This is a genomic window from Sulfurimonas sp. (genome assembly GCF_026988655.1).
In the GTDB taxonomy this organism is placed as follows: Bacteria; Campylobacterota; Campylobacteria; order Campylobacterales; family Sulfurimonadaceae; genus Sulfurimonas.
The window spans coordinates 1-10698 of the sequence record NZ_JALSKT010000082.1 but is presented as its reverse complement, the minus strand read 5'-3'; the positions used below and the strand labels follow the sequence as shown (position 1 = coordinate 10698).

The following is a 10698-nucleotide window of genomic DNA, read 5'->3' as shown; positions in this document are numbered from 1 at the left end:
TCTGCAGGATTAGAAGTTACATCTCTACCATGAAAAAGAATAATATTGCTGTTCTACAGGGACTTAAAAGTGCTTTAGATGGAAAAGCTTACACTCCTGTTGGGGTTGGGTGCTGAATGGTTACGAATAAACTAGTATTATTATAAACAAATTACGAAGGAGAACATTGATGAAATATCTTATTTGGTTATTAGGGGTTATTGTTAGTATAGTTTTTGTTGCATATATTCTTGTCTTTACAAGCATAGGCAACAGTATGGTAAAACCTATTTTAGAATCAAAAATTCGTGTTCAAACGCAGCTTGATACAAGAGTTGAAAAATTTCAGTTAAATACAGATAATTTTGAAATTGTATTAGAGTTAAACAAAAACAATACAATAACTGCAAAAGGGACTTACTCTTTATTTTCTCAAAGTTTTGATCTTACATATAATGTAAGGCTAGAAGAGTTAAATACTTTAGAGACTCTAACGCAAACGCAGCTCAAGGGCTCTTTTCACACGCATGGTAAAGTTGTAGGCGATATGAACCTTATTAATATCGATGGTGAAAGTGATATAGCTAAAAGTGATACCAAATACCATGTTATATTGACACAGTTCAATCCAAGCTCGATTATTGCTAAAGTTGATGCAGCAGATTTGAGCGATTTGCTTTATATGCTAAACCAAAAAGAGTATGCAAAAGCAAAAATTAATCTTGATATAAATTTTAAAAATATCACGCCACATCAACTTGATGGAAATATTGTATTAGCTACAATAGACGGTGCCCTTAATTCTAAGGTTATGAAAAATGATTTTAATATTACGATTCCAAAGACTGCGTTTGCGATGAATCTTGATGCAAGGTTAAAAGGTGATGATGTGAGTTATACCTACTTGTTAAACTCTAACCTTGCAAAACTTAAATCAAAGGGTCTTATCATTCCAGATCCACTCAAATTAAAGCTGAATTATAGTGTGAATGTAAAAGAGCTTGCAGTGTTAAAACCACTCACTGGAGCTGATGTCAGGGGAGCACTGCGTTTAGAGGGTAAAGTACAGGGAAGCAAAGAAAAATTAGATATTACTGGTACAACTGATATTGCAAGTTCAGATAGTAGTTTTGCAGTGGTATTAAAAAACTTTACACCAAAAAGTGTTGTAGCTAAGGTACGAGGTTTGAAATTAGAAGATGCACTTTATATGGTGAAGCAACCACATTTTGCAGATGCTTTGTTTGATATGGATGTGGCTATTTCAAACGCAGCTATGCCAGCTTTAGCAGGAACGGTAAAAACAAAAGTATACAAGGGCTTAGTTGATTCAAAGTATATTACAAAAGCATATGAATTTAACTCTACAATGCCAAAAACTACTTTCAGCGCAGTAACCTTAACGACTTTAAACAAAAACATCGTTGATACGAAGTTGAACTTTATCTCGACACTTGCAAACCTTGATGTTAATAAAGCTAGATTTAACATTAAGGATGCTTCACTAAAGAGCGACTACAAGGTAAAAGTTCATAATCTAGACAAGCTCTATTTTGTTACAAATAGACATCTTAAAGGTTCTATAGTCGCAAATGGAGAACTTTCCAAAACGAAAGATCTAGACTTTACAGCACATTCTAATGTTGCTGGTGGAAAACTTGATGCAAAATTACACAATGATGATTTTCATGCAGACTTAAACTCTTTACAAACCTTAAAGATTTTGGATATGTTGATGTATCCTAAAATCTTTAAAGCAGAACTTGATGCTGATTTAGATTATAATTTAGAAAAGTCAAAAGGAAAATTTACAGGTTTCTTAAAGCATGGAACTTTTACAAAAAATCAAGTGCTTGATGCAGCAAAAAAATATGCACAAACAGATCTTTATATTGAAAAATTTGATGGAGATATCAATGCAGATATTGAGAAAGAAAATATTATGGCATCCTTAGATTTACATTCGAATAAATCTTCCATTAAAACAAAAAATACAAAAATAAATACTCTGAAAAAACAGATCAATTCTACAATAGATATAAATGCAAATGGTAATCCTTTACGTGTCAAACTAAAAGGAAATATTGACTCTCCTAAAGTAATCATAGATGCCAACAAGCTTATCCAAAGAGAGGCAATAAAACTACTTAAGAAACAAAATACTAAAGGTCTTGAAAAAGAAGCACAAAAACTTTTGAAAAGTTTTTTCTAAGTTATTTATTATTTACATCACAAAGTGTGAGGCAAAAGGTAACTTTTTTGTCCGCTTTGTGCAGTACTTCTATAGCTTGTGTTAGAGTTGTTCCTGTTGTAACAATATCATCTACCAATATCACATTACTGCGTTTAAAATTATTGAGTTTAAAGTTTCTAGGGTTCTCTTCTCGAAAGAGTCTGCTTTGTCCAGAATATGAGAGAGAGTTTGTTGCTCGAAGCTTGTTAAAAAGGGGTTCTATACTGTAACTTTGTAGATGTTTATTGAGTATAGCCGTGTGCGAATAGCCACTTTTTATATTATCATCTATACCAATAGAGACATATTGCTCTTTTGTGTTAAACGTATTTGCAAACTTTGCAAAACTACATTTAGCCAAGATAGTATAGATATAAAAACCTAGGTCAGTATGTTTGCTAAAGAGCAGTTCTTTAATATCTTCGTATTTGTAAAAAGAGATGACCTGTGTGCCATTAGGAAGGAGTCGATGGTAGATGGATGGTGTCAGGAAGAGTTCCTGACAGTTGGAACAAATATGTGTAAGAGAATAATTCTTACACAGTAGACATTTCATTGTAGCTGCGTTTAGTCCATTTTAAGAACAGACATAAAGGCCTCTTGTGGAAGTTGTACTTTTCCTATGGACTTCATACGTTTTTTACCAGCTTTTTGTTTCTCTAGGAGTTTTCTTTTTCGTGTAATATCACCACCATAACATTTCGCAGTAACATTTTTACCCATAGACTTTACGGTTTCACGAGCTATAATCTGTGAGCCTAAAGAGGCTTGAACAGCGACTTCAAAAAGTTGTCTAGGAATTTGCTCTTTCATATTTTTCACTAAAATACGACCACGAGAAAGCGCTTGTGTACGAGGTACTACAACGCTGAGAGCATCTACTGCCTCTCCCGCTACTTTGATGTCAAGTTTCACGAGGTCGCCTACTTTAAATCCGATAGGCTCATAATCAAATGAAGCATACCCTTTTGAAATTGACTTGAGAGTGTCATAAAAATCCATAACTATCTCATTCATTGGCACTTCATATTCAAGCATTACTCTATCTTCATTTAAGTAAGTCATTTTCGTTTGCGTTCCACGTTTGTTTACAAGAAGTGTAATAATATTTCCCACATACTCACTAGGCGTGATAACGGTAGCTCTTACATAAGGTTCTTCTATTCTGTCAATCTTATTGACTTCTGGAAGTTCTGAAGGATTTTGGACATTAACAAACTCACCATTATTTAAGTATACATTATAAATAACTGAAGGAGCTGATGCGATAAGATTAAGATTGAATTCTCTCTCAAGCCTCTCTTTTACGACTTCCATATGAAGCATTCCTAGAAATCCCACACGAAAGCCAAAGCCAAGTGCAACTGATGTTTCGGGTTCATAAGAAAGAGAAGAGTCATTGAGCTTTAGTTTGTCTAGTGCATCACGAAGATCTTCAAACTTATCTGTGTCAATTGGAAAGATTCCAGCAAACACAAATGGTTTTGCAGGCTCATATGTTCCAACAGGTTCTGATGCAGGATTCTTCATATCTGTAAGAGTATCACCAACATTAATAGCAGCGACTTCTTTAAGACCAAGAACAACGATACCTATCTCACCACACTCTATAGCTTTAGTTTTGATTTTTTTCATAGGATGTGGATACATTAAGTCTAAAACTTGATGTTCTTCTCCATTACTCATAAGTTTGATGTTTTGCCCTTTTGAGATTTTTCCATCAAAAACACGAACCAGTGCTAAGGCACCAAGATAAGCATCAAACCAAGAATCATAAATAATCGCCTTTGTAGTAGCCTCAGGATCTCCAACAGGAGCCGGGATTCTATCTACTATGGCATCTATCAGGTTTCTTATCCCCTCACCGGTTTTTGCCGATACAAGACAAGCATCCGTTGCGTCAATACCAATAGCCTCTTCTATCTCTTCAGCTACACGTTCAGGCTCTGCTGCGGGTAAATCTATCTTATTTATCACTGGAATAAGTTCAAGGTCATTATCAAGAGCAAGGTAGACGTTTGCTATTGTTTGTGCTTCGACTCCTTGAGCTGCATCAACGATAAGTAATGCACCATCTGAAGAAGCTAAAGATTTACTTACTTCATAAGAAAAGTCAACATGTCCCGGTGTGTCTATAAGATTAAGAATATAGTGTTCACCATCTTTGACATAATCAAGTCGAACTGATTGCGCTTTAATAGTAATACCACGCTCTTGTTCGATGTCCATTGTATCCATCATTTGAGTTGACATTTCGCGTTCACTTACGGAACCACACTCTTGAATGATTCTATCGGCTAATGTACTCTTTCCATGGTCTATATGAGCAATGATTGAGAAGTTTCTAATGTTTTTCAAGTGTATCCTCTATTATGCGAACAGGCTATTTACACTTTCGTTGTGGTAAACTCTACGGATTACTTCAGCGAAAAGTGGAGCTACTGTTAGTACTTTTATTTTATTATGCTCTTTTGTATTGAGGGTATTTGTAATGATGAGTTCATCAAGTTCACCGTTAGAAAGATTTTCATATGCATTTCCACTTAAAACACCATGTGTAGCACAGGCAATAACCGAAGTTGCACCTTTGTTTTTAAGGGCAGTTGCTGCTTTAACCATAGTTCCTGCAGTGTCTACCATATCATCAATCATGATGACATCTTTACCTTCAACATCACCGATAATCCCCATAACTTCTGATTCATTCGCTTTTTCACGACGTTTATCAACGATAACCATCTCTAAGCCCATACGTTTAGCAAAGTAACGTGCTCTAGCAACTCCACCAATATCTGGACTTGCTATGATTGGGTTTTTAAGATTTTTACTTTTGATGTAGTGCTCAAATGTTACAGAACCATAAAGATTATCTACGGGAATATCAAAGAAACCTTGAATTTGTCCAGCATGAAGATCAATTGTTACAACACGGTCAATTCCAGCAGTCTCATAAAGGTTTGCAACAAGTTTGGCAGTAATTGGAACACGAGGAGCAGCTTTACGGTCTTGTCGAGCATATCCATAGTAAGGAACAACAGCAGTGATACTTGATGCAGAACTGCGTTTGAGAGCATCTGTCATGATAAGAAGTTCCATTAAATTGTCATTTGATGGAGCACCAGTTGATTGGATGATAAATACATCACGGCCACGTACTGATTCGGCAATCTGGACAGAGATTTCACCATCACTAAACTTTTTAACATCAGCTTTAGCTAATGGAACATCTAAAATATTACAAACTTCACTCGCAAAATCAACACTGGCAGAACCAGCAAAAATTTTATAACCACGCATAGGGATTCCTTCTTGGAAAAATTAATATGTGATTATACAAGAATTCTTCTGAGGGGATGTTAAAGTTATTGACACTTTTGACAAATTCCTGATAATACCAAGTCGACTTTGTTTATCTGAAAATGGGAACTTTGTGCAGCTGCGTTTGAAACAGGTGATAAGTCTAAGTGGATATCTTCAATTTCTCCACAGTTACTACAAACAAGGTGTGAATGTGATGCTTTTGAGAGTTCATAAACTGATTTTTCTGAAGGAATTTTCACCTCTTGTATAAAAGCATTTTCAACCATTAAATTGATATTTTTATAAATAGTAGCCAATGAAATTGAGCTGAATTTTTGAAGCATTATCGCATAGAGCTTATCAATGTTCATATGCCCATATTTTGCAAGAGCATTAGCAATCTCTAATCTCTGCGGTGTTGCTTTTAAATGATGTTCTCTTAATAAATTAGTATAATTATTCATAAATGAATTATATGATAAAAATATTTAAAATTAGTTTGTTAAATTAGTTTTTGTAATCTAATTAAGATTGAAAGTAAAATGGCACTCTTATCTGTATGTGATCTTTTCATTTGTAATTCACTTGTGAGTAACAATTCATGTAGCTTGAAATAGGTCGCAGGTTTAAACTTTAAAGCAATTGCTGCTTTTTGTTCCATCACAAAACCTGGAGCAGGGTACCCAAGTATATCTACTGCGTTTGGAGCACCATTTACTCTTATATAAATGTTTATCATATAAAGCTGTGTAATGTAAGCTGTAATAGCTCCGAGTATTCGGATCTCATCTTCACCATGTTCTAGGATGTTTTGCAAGTCATTTGTAAAGTCTTTTTTTGCTAAGAGATTTTTGATGAAATCATCAAGGTTGATGCTTGCGAGTCCATAGACTAGGTTGTCTACATCTTTAGTTGTGATGGCTCTATCATAAACACGAAATTTATCTATCTCGTTACTAGCAAGGGCAACATCACCGTTATGGAGTTTTAAAAGATGCCCGATTGTGTATTTGTCTATATTGACATTTTTTTCTTGGGCAATTTGGAGTATAAGATTTTGTGCTTCATGCTCTTTTGGATGAAAAAAACGTACGCTCATCACATTTGATTTGGCGAAGGTTTTTTTATTGTTATAACTTTTATGGTCTGAACCATAATAAGCATAAACAAAAATATTATCACTATTTTTGTTGCATAACTCTAAAAGAGTATCGAGTTCTTTTTTTGGAACTTTTTTTTCACTTTTTATTATGAGGATATTTCTGTCCCCAAAAAGAGAACCCTGAGAAAGATGTGCTTTTGCTGAGTTAAAATCATATTCATCATAATAATAATTTAAAATATTGGCATCTTCAATATTTGTCATCATCTTCGTGTACATATCTATAAGAAAACTGCTTTCACCAAAAAAGACAAAACTATTTGAGACGCTTCTGTTTTGAATATGTTTGTCAAACTCATTTTTATACATTTAGTTCTCTATCTTCTTTACTACTGAGGCATATATTCTTGCTCTAGCAAGATTGACTTTGTCAAAACGAACAATAACATCATCAAAAAGTGAAACATCTGCGCCATTGACAAAATAGAGTCTTGCTCCCATAATTTCATCGTGCAACTCTGCTTTGAGTTCAGGATCTGTTGCAGTGATACGTGCTTTGAACTCTTTACCTAGATTTTGTTGTGCCCATCTTGCATATTTTCTAGCTTTATATTCAGACTCTATAATACTCGCTTCACGCTCTTTTTCACTTATAGCCATACTAAGGGATTCTATATTTCTTAGCACATAGGATTGCTCCTCTGTATCCCCTCGCTTGATTGCTTTTAACAGTCTGTGGACGATGAGGTCACTGTATCTTCGTATAGGCGATGTAAAGTGAGTATACTCTTCAAATCCTAAACCAAAGTGTCCAAGATTGATAGGAGAATATCGTGCTTGCATTTGTGATTGGATGATGAGTGTATCAACTTCAGATACTATACCCATATCTTTAGCCTGTTTTTGTATCTCATTTATCGTCTCTTTGATAGTACTCTTTATATCTATATGCATACCAATTCCGGCAAGCTCTTGATAAAGTGTTTGGAGCTTTGCTTGGCTTGGTGCTTCATGAATTCTAAATAAACCACGCTTATAGCGTTTAGCCGCTTCTTTGTTTGCTAAAAGCATACAATCTTCAATAAGGGCATGGGATGGTGTCTCTTGTGAAACAGTAGTAGCAACAAGATTTGTATCTTCATCGAGTGTCATTTGAATTTCAGTAGAATGAAAATCAAAACCCTCTTGTAATCGTTGTTTTTTCAATCTATCTGTCACTATTCGTAGCTTCTTAATCCAAGCAAATATCTCTTGTTCTTCTTTTGTTTTTGCTTGCAGTTTATTCTCAAAAAAGAGATCGATTTCTTCATAATTAAATCTTCTATCCGAGTGCATCAGTGCTTCGTAAACATCAGAATGAACAACCTTTAAACTTTCTAAGTCGAGTTTTATTTCAAAAACATAAGCGAGTCTATCTGTATGTGGTTGAAGGGAACAGAGTGTTTCACTAAGCTGACGAGGAAGCATAGGAATAGAACGATGAGGTAAATAGATAGAAAAACTTCTATATATCGCTTCATCATCTAATGCACCAAAAGGTTTTACATATTCGCTAACATCAGCGATAGCAACATATAAGATACTATTTTTATCATCCCAGTAGATAGCATCATCGAAATCTTTTGCCGTAACAGGGTCAATAGTACAAAAAGTCAAATCACGTAAATCTTTTCTTTTTGGATATTTTCTAGCATCTACATTTGGAAATGATTGAGCAATTTTTAGTACCTCTTCATCAAAATCATCATGCTTATTAAATTGAGATAAGACAATTTTTTCATCAGATTGAGGATCTTTAATATTGCCAATTTTTTCTAAAATTTTATTTTCTAGATTATCAACCTTAAAAAGATCTCCAACTTCATAAGCTTCTAACTCTTTGGCGGACATTTCTGCGCCTATGGGGTACTCAGTTTTTAGTTCAACTAAAGACTTTTTTCCCTCTTTTAAAATTATATAAGCGACACTATACGTTTGTGCACGTCCGACAATTTCAACAACTTTAGCACTCGGTGGACCACGATGCCCTAAAAGACGCTTGACTATGACAAGATCGCCCTCTGTTGCCACGCCAAGACTGTTTTCACTAATAAATAGGTCTTTGATGTTTTCTCCAATTACGTGAAGATAGGCTGTTCCCTTTTGAACAAGACCAAGTGTTCCAGCACGATATTTGGAGTTGAATTTATAGATATTATGTTTTTTGGTAAGGTATTTTTTAGCAAGCCACTCTTTCACAAATGGAAGTTCATCAGGTAAAATGTCTTGCTCACTCAAGCCATGAGTGAGTCGGATAAGTAGAGATTTCAATATATTTGTATCTTTATTTTATATTTTCTATGGCCGTTTCAAAGCTTTCTAAATCAAGACCAAATTTTTCAATAAGTTCTTTAGCCGCTTTAATACTTGCATCAGTTACAACGCCATTAATAGGAACTGCTACTCTAACCACATTAAGAATTTGGGCAGCTTTTCTATCTTCCTCTGTTGCATCATCAGGATTTTGACAGTTTCTTAGCACGTCGACTAAGTTGTCTTCAAATTTCCATTGAGAAAAGATTGTTGCACTAACTTCTGGAGTATCAGCGCCTATAACTTCTCTTTCTGCAGCTTCAACATCTTGAAGTTCTTGGAGTGCGTCACGGAACTCTTCTTCTTTTTTTTCAGACATAATTTGTTGTGCAATAAGAACTTTTCCAATTTCAACTAAAAATGCAGCAGGAGATAAAACACCAAGAAGTCTGTTCTCTTTTCTAATACACCAAGAAGTCACAAGAGCATGCTGCTTTTTGGATAAATCTGAGAACATATCATTTGTTATACCATAAGGAGATAAGTCAAGTGAAAAACTTTTCTTTACGATACTTGCAAGTGCAAAACCACGAACTGTTCCCATTCCAAATAAACCTACAGCTTGACTGATGGCATTTATTTCTCTTGAAAAACCATATAGAGGCGAATTTGCTGCCTTTAAAATATCTGCAGTCAAAAGAGGATCTGTTTCTAAAATCTTTGCCATATCATTAAAAGTACTATCTGGGTCTTTATAAACCTCTTCGATCTGCATTGCAGATTCTGGAAGTGGTGGAAGTTGTTTTATTTTTTTGAGCATTTCTTCAGTCATTTTTTCTCTCTTTTTGTGATTGATATACAAATATCATGTTTATTTTGTAATTATAGTCTCTATAGATAAATACATACTGAATATTTACAAAAAACTGTTATTATTTTTGCACAAACTAAAAAGGACGGATATATGCAAGATGAAGCAATGCTGATACAGTTAGGATATGCACCAAATGAAGCTTTGGTAAAACAACTCAAAGAGATACAAGAAAATACTTCGGGGTATGAGAAAATTCAAAAACACATTATGGACTTAAATGATCACTTAAAAGTAAACAATGGCTATGTAGCACTCTCAAATTCTAAAAACTATTTTAAAATAAAAATCGAGGCAGTCACTCCAGAGTTAGCTGAGGAAGCCCATGAAAAAGTACAACATTTTAGTGAGAAATTTAAAATAAAAGTTGAAAAACTTCCAAAAAAAGAGACCTATTACATTTTAGGTTATCATCATTAAAATTTTATGATTGAACCAATGAGTATAGAAGGGTACGATAAACTTATAGAAGAGTTTAAGTACCTTTTAGAAAAAGAAAAACCAAAAGTTGCTCATGAAAAATTAACAGCAGCAGCTTTGGGGGATAGAAGTGAAAATGCTGACTATCAAGCTGCCAAAGAAAAGCTGCGTTTCATTGATAAACGACTTTTTTATCTGAATAAAATGATACAAAACTCGAAAATCATTGATCCTTCTCTACATGAACACTCTCGTGTCTCTTTTGGAAGTACAGTCAGTCTGCTAAACTTAGAAACTGATGAAGAAGAAAGATATACGATTTGTGGTGTACTTGAGAGTGAACCAGAAAATGGACTTATCACGATTCATTCTCCTTTAGCTAAGGCGATGTTAGGTAAAGAAGTAGGGGATGATTTTAAGGTAAAACTTCCAAACGCAGTAAAAGAGTATGAAATAGAATTGATAGAGTATAAAAATATTTTTTCATTGAAAAAAAATATA

10 protein-coding genes are annotated in these 10698 nt (G+C 34.4%); 3 read left to right on the top strand and 7 right to left on the bottom strand.

The window, feature by feature from the left end; all coding sequences use genetic code 11:
- Window positions 1-169 precede the first annotated feature (169 nt).
- Entirely contained in the window at window positions 170-2191 is a 2022-nt protein-coding gene (locus MV052_RS09185) for a hypothetical protein (protein WP_297443576.1), read from the top strand.
- 1 nt (window position 2192) lies between these two features.
- On the opposite strand, the gene MV052_RS09180 is transcribed toward MV052_RS09185, so the two are convergent.
- The 7 genes from MV052_RS09180 to MV052_RS09150 form a co-directional block, all read right to left on the bottom strand.
- A complete protein-coding gene (locus tag MV052_RS09180; protein ID WP_297443573.1) occupies window positions 2193-2768 on the bottom strand; it encodes a phosphoribosyltransferase family protein in 576 nt (191 codons plus the stop codon).
- 11 nt (window positions 2769-2779) lie between these two features.
- Complete coding sequence (lepA, locus tag MV052_RS09175; protein ID WP_297443569.1) at window positions 2780-4570, bottom strand: translation elongation factor 4; 1791 nt, start codon at window positions 4568-4570, stop codon at window positions 2780-2782.
- 12 nt (window positions 4571-4582) lie between these two features.
- Window positions 4583-5509 carry a ribose-phosphate pyrophosphokinase gene (locus MV052_RS09170; protein ID WP_297443566.1) on the bottom strand — a complete coding sequence of 309 codons (927 nt, stop codon included), beginning with the start codon at window positions 5507-5509 and terminating at the stop codon, window positions 4583-4585.
- A gap of 65 nt (window positions 5510-5574) precedes the next feature.
- Window positions 5575-5976, bottom strand: a complete 402-nt coding sequence (locus tag MV052_RS09165) for a Fur family transcriptional regulator (RefSeq protein WP_297443564.1) — start codon at window positions 5974-5976, stop codon at window positions 5575-5577.
- Between the two features lie 38 nt (window positions 5977-6014).
- The gene (gene holA / locus MV052_RS09160; protein ID WP_297443561.1) at window positions 6015-6983 is read right to left on the bottom strand and encodes a DNA polymerase III subunit delta; all 969 of its coding nucleotides are present in this window, start codon (window positions 6981-6983) and stop codon (window positions 6015-6017) included.
- A complete protein-coding gene (locus MV052_RS09155) occupies window positions 6984-8924 on the bottom strand; it encodes a ribonuclease R family protein (protein WP_297443558.1) in 1941 nt (646 codons plus the stop codon).
- A 13-nt stretch (window positions 8925-8937) separates the two neighbouring features.
- Window positions 8938-9738, bottom strand: a complete 801-nt coding sequence (locus MV052_RS09150) for an HDOD domain-containing protein (protein ID WP_297443556.1) — start codon at window positions 9736-9738, stop codon at window positions 8938-8940.
- A 132-nt stretch (window positions 9739-9870) separates the two neighbouring features.
- On the opposite strand from MV052_RS09150, the gene MV052_RS09145 reads away from it, so the two are divergent.
- Together MV052_RS09145 and greA are read left to right on the top strand one after the other, a co-directional pair.
- Entirely contained in the window at window positions 9871-10197 is a 327-nt protein-coding gene (locus MV052_RS09145; protein ID WP_297443553.1) for a hypothetical protein, read from the top strand.
- 18 nt (window positions 10198-10215) lie between these two features.
- The coding region (greA, locus tag MV052_RS09140; protein WP_366089376.1) for a transcription elongation factor GreA at window positions 10216-10698 on the top strand (483 nt) is incomplete at its 3' end.

Bases quoted from the DNA above. Each gene is read 5' to 3' on its own strand.
- MV052_RS09145 (WP_297443553.1), top strand. From the start codon at position 9,871: ATGCAAGATGAAGCAATGCTGATACAGTTAGGATATGCACCAAATGAA.
- MV052_RS09170 (WP_297443566.1), bottom strand. From the start codon at position 5,509: ATGCGTGGTTATAAAATTTTTGCTGGTTCTGCCAGTGTTGATTTTGCG.
- MV052_RS09165 (WP_297443564.1), bottom strand. From the start codon at position 5,976: ATGAATAATTATACTAATTTATTAAGAGAACATCATTTAAAAGCAACA.
- MV052_RS09150 (WP_297443556.1), bottom strand. From the start codon at position 9,738: ATGACTGAAGAAATGCTCAAAAAAATAAAACAACTTCCACCACTTCCA.
- holA (WP_297443561.1), bottom strand. From the start codon at position 6,983: ATGTATAAAAATGAGTTTGACAAACATATTCAAAACAGAAGCGTCTCA.
- MV052_RS09180 (WP_297443573.1), bottom strand. From the start codon at position 2,768: ATGAAATGTCTACTGTGTAAGAATTATTCTCTTACACATATTTGTTCC.
- MV052_RS09185 (WP_297443576.1), top strand. From the start codon at position 170: ATGAAATATCTTATTTGGTTATTAGGGGTTATTGTTAGTATAGTTTTT.